General features: G+C 42.3%; 16 protein-coding genes, 1 other RNA gene and 1 pseudogene. 9 read left to right on the plus strand and 9 right to left on the minus strand.

What is annotated here, in order from left to right; translation table 11 throughout:
- The first annotated feature begins 132 nt into the window (after positions 1-132).
- On the plus strand, positions 133-687 hold the full coding sequence (locus C3007_RS02375) for an NAD(P)H nitroreductase (RefSeq protein ID WP_103852910.1): 555 nt from the start codon (positions 133-135) through the stop codon (positions 685-687).
- Between the two features lie 55 nt (positions 688-742).
- Here the strand turns inward: C3007_RS02375 and thiI are convergent, their stop codons facing one another.
- A complete protein-coding gene (thiI, locus tag C3007_RS02380) occupies positions 743-2,191 on the minus strand; it encodes a tRNA uracil 4-sulfurtransferase ThiI (RefSeq protein WP_103852911.1) in 1,449 nt (482 codons plus the stop codon).
- Positions 2,192-2,423: 232 nt separating this feature from the next.
- On the opposite strand from thiI, the gene xseB reads away from it, so the two are divergent.
- The 3 genes from xseB (at position 2,424) to dxs (ending at position 5,523) form a co-directional block, all read left to right on the plus strand.
- Positions 2,424-2,672, plus strand: a complete 249-nt coding sequence (gene xseB, locus C3007_RS02385) for an exodeoxyribonuclease VII small subunit (protein ID WP_103852912.1) — start codon at positions 2,424-2,426, stop codon at positions 2,670-2,672.
- A 25-nt stretch (positions 2,673-2,697) separates the two neighbouring features.
- Complete coding sequence (gene ispA / locus C3007_RS02390) at positions 2,698-3,588, plus strand: (2E,6E)-farnesyl diphosphate synthase (RefSeq protein ID WP_103852913.1); 891 nt, start codon at positions 2,698-2,700, stop codon at positions 3,586-3,588.
- Between the two features lie 75 nt (positions 3,589-3,663).
- A complete protein-coding gene (gene dxs, locus C3007_RS02395; protein ID WP_103852914.1) occupies positions 3,664-5,523 on the plus strand; it encodes a 1-deoxy-D-xylulose-5-phosphate synthase in 1,860 nt (619 codons plus the stop codon).
- Between the two features lie 183 nt (positions 5,524-5,706).
- Here dxs and C3007_RS02400 read toward each other — a convergent pair whose 3' ends face one another.
- The 4 genes from C3007_RS02400 to C3007_RS02415 all read right to left on the minus strand — a co-directional run bounded on the left by C3007_RS02400 (position 5,707) and on the right by C3007_RS02415 (position 9,000).
- Positions 5,707-7,650 carry an ABC transporter ATP-binding protein gene (locus C3007_RS02400; RefSeq protein WP_103852915.1) on the minus strand — a complete coding sequence of 648 codons (1,944 nt, stop codon included), beginning with the start codon at positions 7,648-7,650 and terminating at the stop codon, positions 5,707-5,709.
- A gap of 103 nt (positions 7,651-7,753) precedes the next feature.
- Positions 7,754-8,068, minus strand: coding sequence for a helix-turn-helix domain-containing protein (locus tag C3007_RS02405; RefSeq protein ID WP_103852916.1), 315 nt, complete (start codon positions 8,066-8,068; stop codon positions 7,754-7,756).
- Positions 8,068-8,400: a type II toxin-antitoxin system RelE/ParE family toxin gene (locus C3007_RS02410; RefSeq protein WP_103852917.1), complete on the minus strand. Its 333-nt coding sequence runs from the start codon at positions 8,398-8,400 to the stop codon at positions 8,068-8,070. Before C3007_RS02410 ends, C3007_RS02405 begins: the two co-directional genes overlap by 1 nt.
- A gap of 75 nt (positions 8,401-8,475) precedes the next feature.
- On the minus strand, positions 8,476-9,000 hold the full coding sequence (locus C3007_RS02415) for a gluconokinase (RefSeq protein WP_103852918.1): 525 nt from the start codon (positions 8,998-9,000) through the stop codon (positions 8,476-8,478).
- Between the two features lie 278 nt (positions 9,001-9,278).
- Between C3007_RS02415 and C3007_RS02420 the strand changes: the two genes are divergently transcribed.
- The 5 genes from C3007_RS02420 (at position 9,279) to cydC (ending at position 16,197) form a co-directional block, all read left to right on the plus strand.
- On the plus strand, positions 9,279-10,628 hold the full coding sequence (locus C3007_RS02420; RefSeq protein WP_103852919.1) for a GntP family permease: 1,350 nt from the start codon (positions 9,279-9,281) through the stop codon (positions 10,626-10,628).
- Between the two features lie 126 nt (positions 10,629-10,754).
- On the plus strand, positions 10,755-11,606 hold the full coding sequence (locus C3007_RS02425) for a co-chaperone YbbN (RefSeq protein WP_103852920.1): 852 nt from the start codon (positions 10,755-10,757) through the stop codon (positions 11,604-11,606).
- Between the two features lie 66 nt (positions 11,607-11,672).
- Entirely contained in the window at positions 11,673-12,626 is a 954-nt protein-coding gene (gene trxB / locus C3007_RS02430) for a thioredoxin-disulfide reductase (protein ID WP_103852921.1), read from the plus strand.
- Between the two features lie 80 nt (positions 12,627-12,706).
- Positions 12,707-14,467, plus strand: coding sequence for a heme ABC transporter permease/ATP-binding protein CydD (cydD, locus tag C3007_RS02435; protein ID WP_103852922.1), 1,761 nt, complete (start codon positions 12,707-12,709; stop codon positions 14,465-14,467).
- A complete protein-coding gene (gene cydC, locus C3007_RS02440; protein WP_103852923.1) occupies positions 14,467-16,197 on the plus strand; it encodes a heme ABC transporter ATP-binding protein/permease CydC in 1,731 nt (576 codons plus the stop codon). The genes cydD and cydC overlap by 1 nt, the downstream gene beginning before the upstream one ends.
- A gap of 64 nt (positions 16,198-16,261) precedes the next feature.
- On the opposite strand, the gene ffs is transcribed toward cydC, so the two are convergent.
- The 4 genes and pseudogenes from ffs to fadD all read right to left on the minus strand — a co-directional run bounded on the left by ffs (position 16,262) and on the right by fadD (position 20,195).
- Positions 16,262-16,360: signal recognition particle sRNA small type (gene ffs / locus C3007_RS02445), an RNA gene on the minus strand.
- 327 nt (positions 16,361-16,687) lie between these two features.
- On the minus strand, positions 16,688-17,158 hold the full coding sequence (locus C3007_RS02450) for a hypothetical protein (protein WP_103852924.1): 471 nt from the start codon (positions 17,156-17,158) through the stop codon (positions 16,688-16,690).
- Between the two features lie 117 nt (positions 17,159-17,275).
- Positions 17,276-18,428, minus strand: a pseudogene (rnd, locus tag C3007_RS02455) (ribonuclease D).
- 78 nt (positions 18,429-18,506) lie between these two features.
- Positions 18,507-20,195: a long-chain-fatty-acid--CoA ligase FadD gene (fadD, locus tag C3007_RS02460; protein WP_103852925.1), complete on the minus strand. Its 1,689-nt coding sequence runs from the start codon at positions 20,193-20,195 to the stop codon at positions 18,507-18,509.
- Positions 20,196-20,248: the final 53 nt, after the last annotated feature.

The following is a 20,248-nucleotide window of genomic DNA, read 5'->3' on the forward strand; positions in this document are numbered from 1 at the left end:
AAGAGAGTAAAAAGAACTAATTACATAAGCCCCCGATATAAAGGGGGCTTTTCTATATCACCTATAAGAGCAAAAACTATGCTATAATCCACCGCACTTTTTATAACAAAAATGATCACAAAAGGACTGATTATGGACGCTTTAACCCTACTCACTTCACGCCGTTCTAACAAGAAACTCTTTGCGCCTGCGCCAAACCAAGCACAACTTGAACAGATTTTCCAAGCCGCACTGCACGTCCCTGATCACGGTAGATTGCAACCTTATCGCTTTGTAGTGATTGAAAAAGACGGTTTAAACAAACTTGGCGGCTTATTAAAAAGTGCCGTACAAGAACTTAACCTTGGTGAAGAGCGGTTGAAAAAAGCGGAAAATTTACCTAATCGCGCGCCAATGATCATTGCCGTAATCGCAAAAATCCAAAAAGATATTGCTAAAGTCCCCGCTTGGGAACAAATGCTTACCGCAGGTTGCGCCACCTACGCAATGCAACTTGCCGCTAATGCACAAGGCTTCGACAATGTATGGGTAACTGGCCCTTGGGTTGATGGCTCTGAATTACGCCAAGCGCTACAATGTGATCAAAACGATAAAGTAGTCGCTTTTATTATGCTAGGTACAGGCGAAGAAAAAGCCAGCCGTGAGCCTAAGCAAATCGATCTAGCAAATTTTGTGAGTTATTTATAATGTATTAGAAAAAATGATAAAAAATCACCGCACTGATAAAATGCGGTGATTCCATTTACTTCCTAAATACTCTCACATTCCCAAACCCATTTTCTTTTAAATAAAGAGCTTGGAGTTTGCTCATTACGCCGCGTTCGCAGTAAAGGACGTAATTTTTGCTTTGGTCTAATTCTGGGAATAAGGTAGAAAGTTTATAGAATGGGATTAAACGCACTTCCTGCCCTGCCAGTTCTAACGGGTTTTCGTCTGTTTCTTCGGGGCTGCGGATGTCAATGACGATGTCGTTTTCGCCTAATACGGAAATGGTATCCACTTCCACCACTTCTTTTTCCGTTTGTTCTGCAATTTGGCGAATATCTAAATATTGCGCATTTTGCACCGCACTTTCTAATACGCTGAAATCAAAATGATTTTCTTCGCTAAGGATTTTTTCTCGCACCGCTTTAACCGTTGGATTTTTTGAAATCACGCCACAAAATTCCGGCATTGATTTCGCAATATCGTCCGTGCCAATTTCTTTTGCCATTGCGATAATTTGTTCTTTATCGTGGGTAATAAGCGGACGTAACACAAGGGCATCGGCAGCCTCATCAATTAGGCGCAAATTGGTGAGGGTTTGGCTGGAAACTTGACCTAGCGCTTCGCCCGTAACAATGGCTTGAATGCCAAAACGTTCTGCCACTTTGCTTGCAGCACGCACCATCATTCGTTTTAACACCACGCCCATTTGGCCGTTATCGATTTTCTCTAAAATCTCTGCCACCACAGGCTCAAAATTAATCGCCACAAAACGTACTTTATGCGAGCCACTAAAGCGATTCCAAATGTGATACGCCATTTGTTTTACGCCGATTTCGTGTGCTGCACCGCCCAGATTAAAGAAGCAATAATGCACGCGCGAGCCACGGCGAATCAGCATATAACTGGATACGCCCGAATCAAAGCCGCCCGAGATAAGCGAAAGCACATCTTCTTGCGTGCCAATAGGATAACCACCCAGTCCTGTATGACGGGCTTTCACCAGCATCATTTTGTCGTCTTCAATATCAATACGAACGGTAACATCAGGTTTGCTGAGCTTCACTTTTGCGCTGGCGATATGTTGATTTAAGCCGCCGCCGACATAGCGTTCCACATCAAGGGAAGAAAAATCGTGCTTGCCTTTGCGTTTTACGCGCACACAAAAAGTTTTGTTTTCAAGGAGATGTGCCACATCTTGCAAAGTTTGTTGGAAAATATCTTGCACGTTGTTGAACGGTTTTTCTTCCACTTCAAGAAAATGATGAATACCGGGGATTCGTCCTAATAATTCAATTAATAAGGCGCGATTTTCCGCATTTTTTGACCGCACTTCGATATAATCCCAGTGCTTCACCACGGCCACTGTGTCGTCATATTTATTCAAAATATTGCGAATATTCCCTGTCAAAATTTTAATAAAGCGCTTACGCACGCTTTCACTTTTAATCATAATTTCAGGGAAAAGTTTAATAATAAATTTCATTGGAATACTTCTGTTTTAAGCAAAAAATTGGGCGGTATTGTACAACATCTTTTGCAAATCCCCAATTTTTCTCGCCCGTTGCTTGCACCTGTTTTGGGGCTAATCAAGGGAAACAAAAGTGCGGTGCTTTTTTCTGAGATTTTTTTGCGCAACAATCTTGCTATAGGCTTTAACAAGTCCATAAAAATACAGTACAATGTGGCATTTATTTAGCTTGAACTTAGGAAAAACAATGGCACGCAAACCTACCACAGACGAAAACAGCTTAGATTTTGAAACCACCTTAACCCAATTAGAGAGCATTGTTGCTCGTTTAGAAAGTGGCGAATTGCCTTTAGAACAGGCGTTAAAGGATTTTGAAAGCGGAATTAAGCTGGCGCAATTAGGTCAAGCACGTTTACAACAAGCGGAACAACGCATTCAAATTTTGCTTTCTAAAAGCGATAAAGCAGAATTAAGCGACTATCAAAACAACGAATAAGCAACCCAATAACTAAGCCACTGCTATGTACCAATTTGCACAGGATTTACAACAATTTCAACAGCGGATTAATCAATTTCTCGAGCAACAATTTGAGCAAATTGACACGCAACCCTCTCCCCTTGCGGAAGCAATGAAATATGCGCTTTTATTGGGTGGAAAGCGTGTTCGTCCGTTTTTGGTTTATGCCACAGGCAGAATGTTAGGGGCAGAACTCGTGCATTTGGATTATGCCGCTGCTGGCATTGAGGCGATTCACGCTTATTCTTTAGTTCACGATGATTTGCCTGCAATGGATAACGATGCACTGCGCCGTGGCCACCCCACTTGCCATATTGCCTTTGATGAAGCCACCGCTATTCTGGCGGGTGATGCGCTGCAAGCCTTTGCGTTTGAATTACTGAGCCAAACACCAAATTTATCTGCCGAGCAACGCCTTGCTTTGGTGGCAGAATTGGCAAAAGCCTCTGGCGTGCAAGGAATGTGTTTGGGGCAAAGCCTTGATTTGCAAGCTGAGCATCAACAAGTCAGCCTTACTGAATTGGAAAGAATTCATCGCAACAAAACGGGCGCGTTGTTACGCTGTGCATTAAAAATGGGCTTTCTTTGTTCACCGCATTTTGCCGACAAACAACTTTGTCAACAGCTCGAACGCTATGCCGATGCCATTGGGCTGGCGTTCCAAGTGCAAGATGATATTTTAGATATTGAAGGCGAAAGTGCTGTGATCGGTAAAACCGTGGGGGCAGATTTAGCTGCAGATAAAAGCACTTACCCGAAATTGCTCGGCTTGCAAGGGGCGAAAGAAAAAGCGCAAGAACTTCATCAACAAGCCCTTGATGCTTTGGCCAAATTACCTTTTGATAGCTCGCCATTAAAGGCATTGAGCGAGTTTATTGTAACAAGAAAAAATTAATATATTGGACACCGCCTAAGCCTTGTATTATTAAAGTGCGGTCGAAATTTAACCCTTTTTTGGATTTGATTAACAATGGAAAAATATCCTCTTTTATCACTGATTAATTCACCGGACGATTTGCGTCTTTTAAATAAAGATCAACTTCCCCAACTTTGTAATGAATTACGCGGATATTTGTTGGAAAGTGTTAGTCAAAGTAGCGGCCATTTGGCTTCTGGCTTAGGCACGGTAGAACTCACCGTTGCCTTGCATTATGTGTTCAACACGCCATTCGATCAGCTCATTTGGGACGTAGGGCATCAGGCCTATCCGCATAAAATTCTCACTGGACGCCGTGATAAAATGTCCACTATTCGCCAAAAAGACGGGCTTCACCCTTTCCCTTGGCGTGATGAAAGTGAATTTGATGTGCTAAGTGTGGGACATTCTTCCACTTCGATTAGTGCTGGGCTTGGCATTGCCGTAGCAGCAGAAAAAGAGAACGCAGGGCGCAAAACGGTTTGTGTCATTGGCGATGGCGCAATCACCGCAGGAATGGCCTTTGAAGCGCTCAATCACGCTGGCGCATTGCACACCGATATGTTGGTGATTCTCAACGATAACGAAATGTCTATTTCAGAAAATGTGGGCGCGCTGAACAACTATCTTGCCCGCTTGTTTTCTGGTTCTTTCTATTCCACCTTGCGCGAGGGCGGCAAAAAAATTCTCTCTGGCGTGCCACCGATTAAAGAATTTGTGAAAAAGACAGAAGAACACGTTAAAGGCTTCGTTTCACCGATTGGCACAATGTTTGAAGAGCTAGGCTTTAACTATATCGGCCCAATTGACGGCCATAATGTGGACGAATTAATTAGCACGTTAAAAAATATGAGCAGTCTGAAAGGGCCGCAATTCTTACATATTAAAACCAAAAAAGGCAAAGGCTATGCCCCAGCGGAACAAGATCCAATCGGCTTCCACGGTGTGCCGAAATTCGATCCCACAAGCGGAAAGTTGCCAAAATCCACCACCCCAACCTATTCGCAAATTTTTGGCAACTGGCTATGTGAAATGGCAGAGCAAGATCCGAAATTAATCGGCATCACCCCTGCGATGCGTGAAGGTTCAGGAATGGTTGAATTTTCCAACCGCTTTCCACAACAATATTTTGATGTTGCCATTGCTGAACAGCACGCTGTTACGTTTGCTGCGGGCTTGGCGATTGCAGGGTTTAAACCTGTAGTAGCCATTTATTCCACCTTCTTGCAACGTGCCTACGATCAGGTAATTCACGATGTCGCCATTCAAAATCTGCCAGTACTATTTGCCATCGACCGTGCTGGCGTGGTGGGCGCAGACGGACAAACCCACCAAGGTGCGTTCGACATTAGCTTTATGCGCTGTATTCCAAATTTAGTGATTATGACCCCAAGCGATGAAAATGAATGTCGCCAAATGCTTTATACCGGCTATCAATGCGGTAAACCTGCCGCTGTGCGCTACCCGCGTGGCAATGCTATTGGTGTAGAGCTTGAACCATTAGCAATGTTACCGCTCGGCAAGGGGAAAGTGCTGCGTGAAGGGGAAAAGATCGCCATTTTAAATTTCGGTACGCTATTACCAAACGCCAAAGCCGTAGCCGAAAAATTAAACGCCACCCTTGTGGATATGCGATTTGTTAAGCCGATTGATGAAACGCTAATTTTGCAACTTGCTGAAAACCATTCATTATTAGTTACCCTCGAAGAAAACGCCATTCAAGGCGGTGCAGGCAGTGCCGTGGCAGAAGTGCTAAATTCTCAGCCAAAAACCACCGCACTTTTACAATTAGGCTTGCCAGATTTCTTCATTCCACAAGGCACGCAACAAGAAATTTTGGCAGACTTAAAACTAGACGCACAAGGTATTGAAGAGCAAATCACTACTTTTTTGCAAAAAAGTAAAAAAATTTAAAATTTTTGTGAACTATTTCCTGCCTCGCTAGTCTTAGTAAATGCTAGTGCACTGCAAATTGCAGTTGTCTTTTTCAAACTAATTTCTTATTTAAGACCTCTCCGCCACTTGTTTTTAATGTGGCGGTTTTTTTATGGATAAAATTTGCTAAAATTCCACCGCACTTATCTTTATAGCAAGTTATCAACTTGCCATATTTTTCTTTTCTTCCAATTCCTCCCAACGGGCAAAAGCCTGTTCTAACGCTTGTTCCGCATCGGCAAGCTGTTGTAGTTTGTCCGCCGTATATTGGTGATCTTGCTGGAAGAAATTCGGATCAGACACTTCCGCTTGAAGTGCGGTGATTTTTTCTTCCAAATCTTCCAATTTTTGTGGCAGTTGCTCTAGCTCTCGTTGCTCATTGTAAGAAAGTTTCACAGGACGATTTTTCACCGGTTTGTGAGAAACTCTGTTCATTTCCACCGCACTTTCCGCTTGTTTTTCTTTCGCTTTTTTCTCTTTGGCCTGTTCTGCTTCTTTCAAAGCAAGCACATTGGCTTGTTGCTGTTTCGCATCGTGGAAACCGCCCACATATTTATTGATCACGCCATTGCCTTCAAAGATGTAGCATTCAGTCGCCGTGTTATCAATAAATTGACGATCGTGGCTCACAATCAGCAACGTGCCTTGATAATCTGCCAGCAATTCTTCCAATAATTCTAAGGTTTCCACATCAAGATCATTGGTCGGTTCGTCCAAAATCAGCAAATTATTGGGTTTGAGCAATAATTTTGCCAATAATAAGCGGTTACGCTCACCGCCAGAAAGGGCTTTGACTGGCACCATTGCGCGCTTAGGTGGAAATAAGAAATCTTGCAAATAGCCTAAAACGTGGCGTTTCACGCCATTGACTTCAATATCCTGCTTGCCGTCCGCCACATTATCCATCACAGTTTTTTCAGGATCGAGATCGACACGATATTGATCGAAATACGCAATTTCTAATTTTGTACCGCATTTAATGCGCCCTGAAGTTGGCTGAATTTCGCCTAAAAGCAATTTAATCAAGGTGGTTTTTCCAATCCCATTTGCCCCGACTAAGGCAATTTTATCGCCACGCAAAATGGTGGTTGAAAAATGCGAAATCAGTTTTTTCCCTGCAATTTCATAGCTTACATCTTCCACTTCAAAGACGATTTTGCCTGAACGGGTGGAATTATCCACTTGCAACTTGGCGCTACCCTGCACATCTCTACGCTGACGGCGTTCTTCACGCAAGGCTTTCAAGGCTCGCACTCGCCCTTCATTACGGGTTCTCCGCGCCTTAATCCCTTGGCGAATCCACACTTCTTCTTGCGCTAATTTTTTATCGAACAGCTCGTTTTGTAGGGCTTCCACACGCAGATTTTCTTCTTTTTCAAGGAGATATTTCGCATAATCACCGGGGTAAGACACCAATTTTCCTCGATCAAGATCAACGATACGGGTGGCCATTTTGCTGATAAAAGCACGGTCGTGAGAAATAAAGATGATCGAACCTGCAAAACTCAGCAGGAAATTTTCTAGCCATTCAATGGCATCAACATCAAGGTGGTTAGTGGGTTCATCAAGCAACAATACGTCAGGATCGCACACCAAAGCGCGCGCCAATGCTGCCTTACGCAACCAGCCGCCTGATAAATCCGCCAATCGCATATTTGGCTCAAGCCCTAATTTCATTAGAGTTTCACGGATTTTATTTTCAAACCGCCAACCATCGGCGTGTTCAAGTTGAGCTTGAATTTCTGCCAAACGATTTAGCGTGCTTTCGCTATATTCTTGCTCAAGCAAATCCGAAGTGCGGTGATATTCTTTCAATAAATCGGCCAAATGGGCAATGCCCTCCGCCACATAGTCAAACACATTGCCTTGCGCATTGCGTGGGGGATCTTGTTCAAGGCGCGAGATCACCAGATCACGCTCAAATTGCAGGCGGCCATCGTCCATCACCATTTCGCCTGCCAAAATTTTCATTAAGGTAGATTTGCCTACCCCATTACGCCCCACCAAGCAAACGCGCTCGCCGGATTCAATGTATAAATCCGTGTGATCTAACAAGGGGTGATCACTAAAAGAAAGATAACCGTTAGTTAAACTAATTAACGCCACACTCTGTCCTTATCTCAAAAAAATTTTGTGGATTTTAACAGGTTTATGAAAGGGTTTATAGAGGGATAAAAAAGAGAAATCCCCTATTGACTAGGGGATCCAATTAGAGAGAGGCAATTTCTTCAAAGGTTTGTGGTGAGCGCTCAATCATCTTCAAGAGTAATGTGGCTTGTTTATTTGGCGTGGTTTTGCCTTGTTCCCAACCTTGATAAGTGCGTACGCTCATTCTCAATTTCTTAGCAAAAACCGATTGTGATAGATTAAGTTTTTCGCGAATAGACTTCACTTCATTCGCGCTTATTTCACCCATTTCCGCTGGAAGCTCACGCTCAATGGTTTTGAGGGTGGTTTTGCCTTGTTGATAATCAAGGTAAGCATTCAATCCCTCAATAATTTCATTTGCAATGTTCCGTTCCATTATTCCTCCTTAATATGCTTAATAAGTTGCGAAATCGCTTTTATTTCTTCCGGAGCTAAATCATCTTTCTGTTTCTTACTATAAGCAGTAATCATCAAAAAATGACATTGGCGACTAAGCCAGTAATAAATCACTCTTGCTCCGCCTCTTTTTCCTTTGTTACGCTTTTCATCCGAAATACGGATTTTTCTTACACCGCCCGAACCTTGAATCAAATCCCCCTTTTCTGGATTTGCTAATAATTCATTTTGCAAAACAAAATATTCATCATCAGTCATTAACGCTTTTCGATAGCGTTCAAAAGGAGGCAATTCAATAAAAACCGCTTTCATAGTTTCTCCAATAAAACTCAGAAAATTATACGCGAAAAGCGTATAGAAAGTAAAGTTTTACTAAACTATCCACATTTATTTCAAAAACGGCTTTAACGCCACCACACAACGCTCAACCACTTCATCAAATGTTCCATCAATATCAATATGAATAACATCTGGCTCATCAGCTTGTGGGGTTTCTAAGGTATCAAATTGGCTTTTGAGCATTTCTGTTTTCATATAATGCCCTTTGCGATTTTTCATTCGCTCTAGCACTAAATCAAAGCTACCTTCTAAAAACAGGAATTTCACGCTTTCGTTGCCATCACGAATTTGATCGCGGTATTTTTTCTTCAATGCGGAACAAACAATAATCCCTTGCTCACTTTTTTGTTCTAAGCTGAATGCTGCATCACGGATACGTTCAAGCCAAGGAGCACGATCTTCATCATTGAGTGGTTGCCCATTGCCCATTTTGATGATATTAGCTCTAGGGTGGAGATCGTCCCCATCAATTAATTTTAACCCTAAACGGCGGCAAACCTCCGTACCTACGGAAGTTTTTCCTGTGCTAGAAACGCCCATTAAGATAAAACTTTTGCCTTTTGTTTTTTCCATTTTCTTTTCCTTACCGCTAAATTTTATTTCTACTGTGCTAACCATAACAAAAAATTGCAGATTTTAGTTACTGGTAACATTCTATTTTGTGATCATTCTCACAAATTTTTAACAAAAATCGCTATTTTCGTCCTAATCATTTGAACTTTAGCTAGAATTTCCCTAATAATATGCCTATCTATTTTACCTTGCTAGTTAATTTTAATGTTACGGGTAAATTAGCAATCCGTTCTTGGTCGTTGGCTAAGAAATTAATCATCAAATACTAAGGATCTTATATGTTGATTTTCACTTTGATAGCTTCAGTATTGCTGTTGCTTTTATTAATTATGAAATTCAGAGTTCACGCCTTTGTCGCCTTAATTATCGTTAGCTTGCTCACGGCACTAGCCACTGGCGTGCCATTCAATGAAATTCTGCCAACTTTAACTAAAGGCTTCGGCGGCACATTAGCGTCTGTGGCGTTATTAGTTGGTTTAGGCGCGATGATCGGTCGCTTGCTTGAAATCACTGGCGGCGCAAAAGTGCTTGCTGATACGCTCATCAATAAATTTGGCGAAAAAAATGCACCATTCGCTTTAGGAGTCGCCTCTTTATTGTTTGGCTTCCCAATTTTCTTTGATGCGGGATTAGTCGTGATGCTACCAATCATCTTTAGTGTGGCAAAACGCTTTGGGGGTTCAGTATTGCGCTATGCCTTCCCAGCAGCAGGCGCATTTGCTGTAATGCACGCCTTTGTGCCTCCGCACCCTGGCCCTGTTGCTTCAGGCGATTTATTAGGAGCAAACATTGGCTTATTAGTCATCGTTGGTTTAGTCTGTGGTATTCCAACTTGGTACATCGCAAGCTACTTATTTAGCCAATACTTAGGTAAAAAAGTGATGGTAGATTTACCAAAAGCGTTCTTAAACGCAAACGCCATCAATGAAACTGCGGTGCTAAATCCACCAAGTTTTGGTAAAGTGTTAACCATTTTATTATTGCCATTAGTGCTGATTTTATGTGATACCGGCTTGAATACCCTTTCTGTCGCAGGCGTGGTTGATGGCTCACAGGCTTGGGTGCAAGGCTTACGCTTACTCGGCAAAACCCCTGTGGCATTATTGATTACCTTAGTTGTAACCATTTTATTGCTAAAAGATCAGCGCAGTAATGAACAAATCGAAAAAATCTGTGATAACGCACTCGGGCCAATCTGTTCTATCGTCCTTGTCACTGGCGCAGGTGGTATGTTCGGTGGCGTATTTCGTGCAAGTGGCATTGGTAATGAGCTTTCTGCTATGTTTGCAGATACAGGAATGCCTGTGATTGTGGCCGCCTTCATTATTTCAATGGCATTGCGTGTAGCACAAGGTTCTGCCACCGTGGCACTCACCACCACATCAGCCTTAATTGCGCCAACGGTGGCGGCAACGGTTGGATTAAGCCAATTCGATCTTTGCTTTATCGTGATCGCTATCGCCTCAGGTGCGACGGTATTCTCTCACGTTAATGACAGCGGTTTCTGGTTAGTCAGCCGTTTCCTAGAAATGGATACCAAAACCACATTAAAAACTTGGACAGTGCTAGAAACCCTCATCGGCTTTACCGGATTTGCTTTTGCCTTAGTGGGAAGTATTTTGTTCTAAGCAAGATTTTTATTAAATCATTAAGTGCGGTGGTTTTTTGGGAAGTTTTTTCCAAAAACCACCGCACTTTTGTTACAATCAATGGCAATTTTTGTAACTCAAATTAGCCTGAAACGTGGAGTGAAAATGTCAGCTTATATTATTGATGTTACCGAACAAAATCTCACCGAGATCTTGCAGCAAACCCAACAAAAACCTGTTGCTTTAGTGTTTTATGCGCCAAGCCACGGGGAATCTAATGCGTTTGTGAGCGTGCTAGAACGCTATGCGGAAAAATACCAAGGGCAATTTTTATTAGGCAAAATTACCTGTGAAACCGAACAAATGGTCGCGGCGCAGTTTCGTATTCAAGCCTTGCCAACCACCTATTTATTTAAAGATGGACAAGCTCTTGATGCGTTCCAAGGGGCATTAGATGATGCTACCCTTGAACAACATTTAAGCCTGATCTTACCAAAAGAAGAAGAGATCAAATTTACCCAAGCGTTAGATTTTCTGGCAAATGAAAACTATGAGCAAGCCTTGCCATTGCTAAAAGAAGCGTGGGAACTTTCCGATCACAAAAACAGCGATATTGCCCTGCTTTATGCAGAAACCTATATCGCGATGAAACGCGTTGAACCAGCGCAGGAAATTTTAAACCGCATTCCATTGCAAGAACGCGATAGCCGTTGGCAAGGGTTGCAAGCGCAAATCGAATTATTAATTAAAGCAGCAGACACGCCAGAAATTCAGCAGTTACAAGCTGAATACGCCAACAATCCAAGCCCTGAAGTGGCCTTAAAACTGGCGTTACAGCTACACCAAGCGCACCGCAATGAAGAAGCCTTGGAATTATTATTTGGCTTATTAAAACAAGATTTAGGCGTGCTGAATGGCGAAGTGAAACAAGAGTTTTTATCTATTCTGGCTGCTATTGGCAATAATGATCCTATTACCAATAAATACCGCCGATTGCTCTATTCACTACTCTATTAATGAATTTAACAGCGTAAGGCTCTATAATAGCGAAGATTTTTTACGATTTATAAACTAGGAATTTTTATGTCAGAAATGAAACATTGCAAACTGTTAATTTTAGGTTCAGGCCCTGCGGGCTACACCGCTGCCATTTATGCAGCACGCGCTAACTTAAGCCCCGTTCTCGTTACAGGTTTACAACAAGGCGGACAGCTCACTACCACCACAGAAATCGAAAACTGGCCAGGGGATTTTGGTGATACCACAGGCCCTGAGTTAATGCAAAGAATGTTGCAACACGCGGAGAAATTCGATACCGAGATTATTTTCGATCACATTAACCGTGTGGATCTTTCCTCTCGTCCATTCAAACTTTATGGTGATGTGCAAAGTTTTAGCTGCGATGCGTTAATTATTGCCACAGGTGCCTCTGCACGCTACATCGGCTTGCCATCTGAAGAAGCTTTCAAAGGCCGTGGCGTTTCTGCTTGTGCCACTTGTGATGGCTTTTTCTATCGCAATAAACCTGTTGCGGTGATTGGTGGTGGAAACACCGCAGTGGAAGAAGCCCTTTACTTAGCCAATATTGCTTCTGAAGTGCATTTAGTGCATCGCCGTGATAGCTTCCGCGCAGAAAAAATCTTAGTGGATCGTCTATACAAAAAAGTGGAAGAAGGAAAAATTATCCTACATACCCACCGCACTTTAGATGAAGTGCTAGGCGACAATATGGGCGTAACCGGCATTCGTTTAAAAGACACCCAAACAGGTGAAACGGAAGAACTCAAATTAGACGGAATGTTCGTGGCAATCGGCCACGCGCCAAATACAGAGATTTTTGCTGGTCAGCTTGAACTCAATAATGGCTACATCGTGGTGAAATCAGGTTTAGAGGGCAACGCCACCGCCACATCAGTAGAGGGCGTCTTTGCCGCAGGTGATGTAATGGATCACAATTACCGCCAAGCCATTACCTCTGCTGGCACAGGTTGTATGGCAGCCTTAGATGCAGAACGCTTCTTAGATAGCCAAGAATAAGCCTAAGCGGTGCATTATTGCCGTAATGCACCACTTTTCTTTTTTCCTTATTATCTTACTTAACCCTTTTACGCAGAATTATGGATAAAGCTCGCCAACGACACCTACAAAAATGGCTACGCGCCCAACAAAAACCGATAAAAAAGTTACTTAGCCTAAATATTTTATTGGCTAGCCTTTCATCTCTGATCTTAGTTGCCCAAACCTACTTGCTCGCTACCCTATTACATCAGCTCATTATGGCGCAAACCGCAAGGGAAAATTTAATCGGTTATTTTATCGCCTTAGTAATCGGCTTCGGCTTGCGTGCGATCATTTTGTATTGGCGTGAACGCCTTGGTTTCAAGTGCGGTCAAAAATTACGGCATTTTATTCGCCAACAAATTTTCACCAAATTACATCAAGTTGGCCCAGCGATGATTAACCAAAAACCCGCTGGCAGTTGGGCAAGCATAATGTTAGAACAGGTGGAGAATCTGCATAATTTCTACGCACGCTATTTACCTCAACAAGCCCTTTCGGTGATCGTTCCGTTGATTATTTTAATTGCCGTCTTTCCACTAAATTGGGCGGCAGGGCTAATTTTGCTCGTTACCGCGCCCCTTGTGCCAATTTTTATGATCTTGGTTGGGATCGCCGCCGCAGACAGCAGCCAAAAAAATATGCAAACCTTGGCTAAATTAAGTGGGCAATTTTTAGATCGCCTGCGCGGGCTGGAAACTTTGCGATTATTCAATAAAACGGAAGAACAAACCGCGCATATTGAACAAGCCACGGAAGATTTCCGCGAAACCACAATGGACGTGCTGAAAATGGCGTTTTTGTCTTCTGCGGTGTTGGAATTTTTCACCTCGATTTCCATTGCGCTAATGGCCGTCTATTTTGGTTTTAGTTATCTAGGTGAGCTTGATTTCGGCGCTTATGGCACGCCAATCACCTTATTTATTGGCTTTTTCTGCTTAATTCTAGCCCCAGAGTTTTATCAGCCTTTGCGTGATCTTGGTACTTATTATCACGATCGCGCGGCAGCCATTGGCGCAGCTGATGCCATTGTGGAATTTTTAGAACAGCCGATTTTAAATGAAGCGAAAGCAAGCCAAGATTTCACATTAAATGAAACGGTTGAAATCCACGCGCAAGATCTGGTGGTGCTCTCGCCACAAGGCAAACCACTCACCCAAGCCCTTAATTTTCATCTGCCGGCTAAAAGTCATACAGCGTTAATCGGGCAAAGTGGCGCAGGGAAAACTTCATTAATCAATACCCTACTCGGCTTTTTAGATTATCAAGGCAGCCTGAAAATTAATGGTATTGAACTCAATCAAATTAATAAAACCCAATGGCGCAGTGCGATTGCGTGGGTGGGGCAAAATCCCTTGCTATTACAAGGCACGATTCGCGAAAACTTACTCTTAGGCGGTATCCAAGCTAGCGATGAACAAATTCAACACGCTTTGGTACAAGCACAGGCTACCGTATTTACCGATAAATTAGGGCTAGATGCCGAAATTAAAGAAGGGGGCATTGGACTTTCCGTGGGGCAAGCACAGCGTTTAGCCATTGCCCGCGCCTTATTGCGTCATCGTCATTTATTGCTCCTTGATGAACCTACCGCCAGCCTGGATGCACAATCAGAAAATCTGGTGCTTTCCGCCTTGCAAAAAATTAGCCGCGAGCAAACCACCTTGATGATCACCCACCGCATTGAAGATCTGAAACAATGCGATTGCATTTTTGTGATGCAACAAGGACAAATCGTTCAACAAGGCAATTTTGCCCAATTACAAAATAACGGATTTTTCGCAGAACTTCTTGCACAACGTAAACAGGATATTAATTAATGCGTACACTTTTACCATTTTTACGTTTATTTAAGCACGCCAAATTCGTGTTATTTTTAGGCTTAATCCTGATGATCACAGGGCTTGCCGCCAGTATTGGTTTATTAACGGTATCAGGCTGGTTCTTGGCTGCCACCGCCTTGGCGGGCATTGGCACGTTATTCAATTTTTTCTATCCCTCAGCTACCGTGCGTGGCTTGGCGATTGGACGCACCGTAGCCCGTTATTTTGAAAAAATCGTTACTCACGATGCCACCTTTAGAATCCTTGCTAAATTGCGTGTGCAAGTGTTTCAAAAGATCATTCCCCTAAGCCCAGCCGTGCTAAATCGCTATCGTAACAGTGATTTATTAAACCGCTTAGTGGCAGATGTGGATACGCTCGATAGCCTTTATCTTCGCCTGCTCGCGCCCTTTATCACGGCGTTGTTAGTGATTGGCTTTCTCACTCTAGGTTTGAGCTTTTTCAACCTTCCGCTAGCGCTCTTTTTTGGTGCAATTTTGACCGCACTTGTCTTGATTGTGCCAACGATTTTTTATCATCTAGGGCAAAAATTCGGGCATAAACTCACCCAAGCGCGCGCTGTTTATCGCACGCGATTTGTGGAATATATCCAATCCCAAGCAGAATTATTGCTGTTTAATGCCGAAAAACCGCTCAAACAAAAACTGGACGAAACAGAACAGCAATGGCAACACTTTCAACAAAAAGAAGCGAATTTAAGCGGATTTTCCACCGCACTTGTACTTTTTGCCAATGGCATTTTGCTCGCGCTCACCTTATGGTTTGCCGCCAATGCTGATTTTGGCAGTGATCGATACAGCCCTGCGATCATCGCCCTATTTGCCCTTGCCGCACTGGCTGCCTTTGAGATTTTAATGCCTTTGGGTTCAGCATTTTTGCATATTGGGCAAGTGATTGCTTCTGCTGATCGGGTTACCGAAATCACCGAACAAACGCCACTCGTACAATTTGACGGACAAAAAACGATCGAAAAAAACACCGCACTTGATCTTTTCATTCAGCAAGTGAGTTTCACTTATCCAGAACGTCAAGATGTTGCACTACAGAACATCAACCTTGAAATTTCACAAGGACAAAAAGTCGCCATTCTAGGCAAAACTGGCAGTGGCAAATCCACTCTGTTACAACTTTTAGTTCGTAATTATAATCCCGCACAAGGGAAAATTTTCCTTGCCAATCAACCGATTGACAGCTACAGCGAAAAAAGTTTGCGCAACCAAATGTGTTTTTTAACCCAGCGCGTGCATATTTTTAGCGATACTTTGCGTAATAATTTACAGCTGGCAAATCAGCAACCGATTTCTGATGAGGCAATGATTAACGTGCTAAACCAAGTGGGCTTAAGCAAATTGCTAGAGCAAGAACAGGGCTTAGATCAATGGCTTGGCGATGGCGGTCGACCGCTTTCAGGCGGTGAACAGCGCCGTTTAGGTTTAGCGCGCCTATTGCTAAATCAAGCGCCCATTTTACTGCTTGATGAACCTACCGAAGGTTTAGATCGCGAAACAGAACGTCAAATTCTGCGTTTAATTCTCGCCCATTGCCAAAACAAAACCTTAATTATGGTAACGCACCGCCTTACCGCGATTGAACAATTTGATAACCTTTGCATTATTGATGATGGCAAATTGATCGAACAAGGCAATTATCAAACCTTAATGGCAAAAGAAAACGGCTTTTTCAAACAATTAGTGGAAAGAATTTAGTTGAGTTGAAAAACTAAAAGATTGATTTAAGAGAAAAAGTTGAGAAAAGAAAAGCTGGGCGGAAACCTTCCCAGCTTGATCTCGGCACACGAAAAATCTGACTTTGGCTGCTTTCTTCCGAACCTGACCGGGTAAACCAGACCTCGTTGCGAGGAACCGAGAAGGTTTCCATAACATCTGCCACCAAATCTAGCAACAGAACGCTCGCATTATGCCCCAAGCCCCACGGAATTGCAAATCTTTCATTATGATTTCGCTTTAACTGATTAAATAAACAACTTTCAGTATTTTTCTAATCAATTTGCGTTTCTTACTTTTTTGCTTCATAGAAAAGCATTTCTGCTACACCTAATAATGCGGAAATCCCTTTTCTCATTGCTTTTAAAATTTATCTTCTTTAAGAAGATATTTCGCCAAATCCCTTCGCTGCAATAAATTCAAGCATAAAAAAACCGCCTTAACGGCGGCCTTTACAAATAATGAAGCGATTTTACTCTGCTTTTTTACCATATTTTTCTGCTAATTCAGCTTGAAGTTTTTGTAACTCCGCAGTTGCAGCAGTGGTTTTTTCTGTTTTCTCTTGTACCGCTTTAGTGGCTTCAGGCGTTGCATTATGCATTAATGCTAAACCATCTTTTGCAAGCTCTGAAGTTAAGGTTAATACCGATTGCATTTTATCTTTTAACTGTTTGATTTCAGGGCTTTTAATATCTAAAGCATTCAAGCTTTTTTGCACTTCTGCGTTTCTTGCACTTAATGCGTTCATTGCATCCGCAATTTGTTTCTCATCTCCAGATGATAGTTTTTGCATATATTCTTGATGAAAAGCAACTTGGCTTTGCTGATTTGCCACGCTCCACTCAACTAATTTTTGATAATCTAGTTCTGGATCCGCTTTATTACACGCTACAACAAAAAGAGCAAAAATAACAGCCGTACCTAATTTGATGATTTTATTCATTGTATTTTCCTTTAAATAATAAACAAAATAATATAACCAAAACCTTAGTTATATACTCATTCTCATAGAGAACGGGATATTTTAATCTGTCTACTGAGAAATTGCCAAGCAATATAGTTAAAAGCTTTGTAAAGATTTGAGCAAAACTTCACCAAACCCTTTTCGCCAACCCTGTAACAAATCGGGTAAATCATTTGAATCTTGCTGTTTTATCCAGCACCATTTCATCAAACTTTCTAAGCCCCGTTTGCTTGAAATGACTTCTATCGGCAGCTCTGCTGGGGCAATTTCTTTTAATTTTTGCTGCAAAATTTTTAATCCAGAACGATAACGCGGATCATCAACCAAACGAACAATTCGTGACGGATATTCTTTTTTTGCTGTACGTTTTGCTTTTTCAACAAGCTGCAACATTTTTTTTGCCATTCACTCGCACTTCCATTGGTAGCAAGCCTAAATCAAGCAGCTCCGAAGTATGTTTAGGAAAATGTTTTGCCACAAGCCATAAATGCTCACTTTTTACAATAAAATTCAGGGCAATGTCGCGTTTTATTCCTTCTTCCACACGCCATTTGGCTAATAATTTTAACGCCATCAACTCCCTTTCATTCAGTTTCCAGCCATTTGGAATATCTAAATAGGCTGTGTCGGGTGATTTAGTTTTCTGGCATTTTTCCAATAAAAATTCGCACTCATTTTGCACCGCACTTTGCCAAGGCGTTTGCGCCAAGTGTTGCTGCATTTCCTCGTATAGAGGAATTAAATACCACACATCTGCCGCAGCGTAACGTAACTGCACTTCCGACAACGGACGAGCTAGCCAATCAGTACGTGAAGCGCCCTTGTCTAATTCCAGCTCAAAATAATGATAAATCAAACTGGCAAATCCCATTGAACGACCAAAGCCTAAAAAATGGCTCATCACTTGTGTGTCAATTAACGGCGTTGGTAATTGTTTGAAATAGTGGTGAAAAATCTCCAAATCTTCCTTGCACGCGTGCAACACTTTCACCACATTTTGATCAGCCAGTAAATCAATAAAAGGAGAGAAATCATCAATCTCCAACGGATCAATCAGACTAACCTGCTCACCATCATAAAGCTGAATTAGCCCCAATTTAGGATAAAAGGTTCGGGTACGAATAAACTCCGTATCCAATGCCACGCAAGATTTCTCTCTTGCTCGCTGGCATACTTCTGCTAGCACAATATCCGAAGTAACTATTTGAAAGTGCGGTGGATTTTTGATTTCTTTTTTTATTGCTGGCATAATTTTATTCCATCACTTTTACAATACAAAAGCGGACAATCGTCCGCTTTTGTTGCTATTCAAGTAAATTAAGCAAATTTAATTTGCTGGTCGCTTGGCTAATTCTTCATCGCGCAGTACGCGGCGCAGAATTTTACCTACATTGGATTTTGGTAATTCATCTCTAAATTCAATGTCTTTCGGTACTTTATAACCCGTGAGATGCTGGCGGCAATGTTGGCGTAGCTCATCACGCGTCAAACTTTCATCTTTTTTCACCACAAACACTTTAATGGTTTCGCCTGACACTTCATTAGGTACGCCAATGGCCACCACTTCTGCCACTTTGTAATTGAGCATAATCACATCTTCAATTTCATTTGGATACACATTAAAGCCTGAAACCAAGATCATATCTTTTTTGCGATCCACAATGCGTAAGCTGTAAGATTCGTCCATCACCACAATATCGCCAGTAGCAAGCCAACCGTCTTTCAGCACTTCCGCTGTGGCTTCTGGACGCTTCCAATAACCTTGCATCACCTGCTCGCCTTTCACCCAAAGCTCCCCTGGTTCGCCAAGTTGAGCTTCTTCGCCATTATCTTTGATGATTTTAATATCCGTATTCGGCACGGGAACACCAATAGTGCCGTTGTGTTTCACCACATTAATTGGACAAGCGGCAATCAGCGGCGAACATTCTGTCATTCCATAGCCTTCAATAATGTTACAGCCTGTGGTTTCGTGCCAACGGGTTGCCACAGATTGCTGAATGGCCATTCCCCCACCAACGGAAAGTTTAAGCTGTGAAAAATCGATTTCTTTGAAATTTTCATTATTTAACAAGGCGTTAAATAAGGTGTTTACCCCAGTAATGGCAACAAAGCGATATTTTTTCATCTCTTTGACAAAACCATCAATATCACGCGGATTGGTGATCAAAATTGCGGTAACGCCCAGCTCAATAAACAATAAGCAGTTTACCGTTAAAGCAAAAACGTGATACAGCGGTAAAGCCAGAATGGCTTTGCGTTCGCGCGTGTGATCGCCCACGAAAGGATAAGCAATCCATTTTGCCTGAAATACATTGGTAATAATATTGTGATGAGAAAGCATTGCGCCTTTGGCAACGCCTGTCGTGCCGCCCGTATATTGTAAGAAAGCAAGATCATTACCCGTTAAATGCGGGCGCACATATTGACGATATTTGCCCACAGCCAGCACTTCACGGAACGTTACGGCGTGCGGTAATTTATATTTTGGTACGAGCTTTTTAATGTATTTCACCACGAAATTCACCAGCGTGCGCTTACCAAAAGAAAGCTGATCGCCCATTCGGGTTAAAATAACGTGTTTCACTTCTGTATTGAATACCACTTTTTCAAGGGTTGAAGCGAAATTTGACACCACCACTATGGCTTTCGCACCGCTGTCTTGTAACTGATGTTCTAGTTCTCTTGGCGTGTAAAGGGGATTAACATTCACCACCACCATTCCAGCGCGTAAAATCCCAAATAAGGCAATAGGATATTGCAATAAATTTGGCATCATCAATGCCACAGGATCGCCTTGTTGTAACTTCAATTCATTTTGTAAATAGGCAGCAAAGGCACGGCTACGCTCTTCTAATTTACGAAAGGTCAGCACTTGCCCCATATTAATATAAGCAGCGCGATCAGGGTGTTCGCGCACCGCCTTATCAAACATATCTAAGATATTTTCATAGGCAGAAGTGTCAATATGCTTTTCTGCACCTTCTGGATAATTGATAAACCAAGGCTTTTCCATTTGTTATCCTTATTATTTTTATTAAATCTTACGGATTTTATCATTAGCTCACG

The organism is Avibacterium gallinarum (genome assembly GCF_002921135.1).
Lineage (GTDB): Bacteria > Pseudomonadota > Gammaproteobacteria > Enterobacterales > Pasteurellaceae > Avibacterium > Avibacterium gallinarum.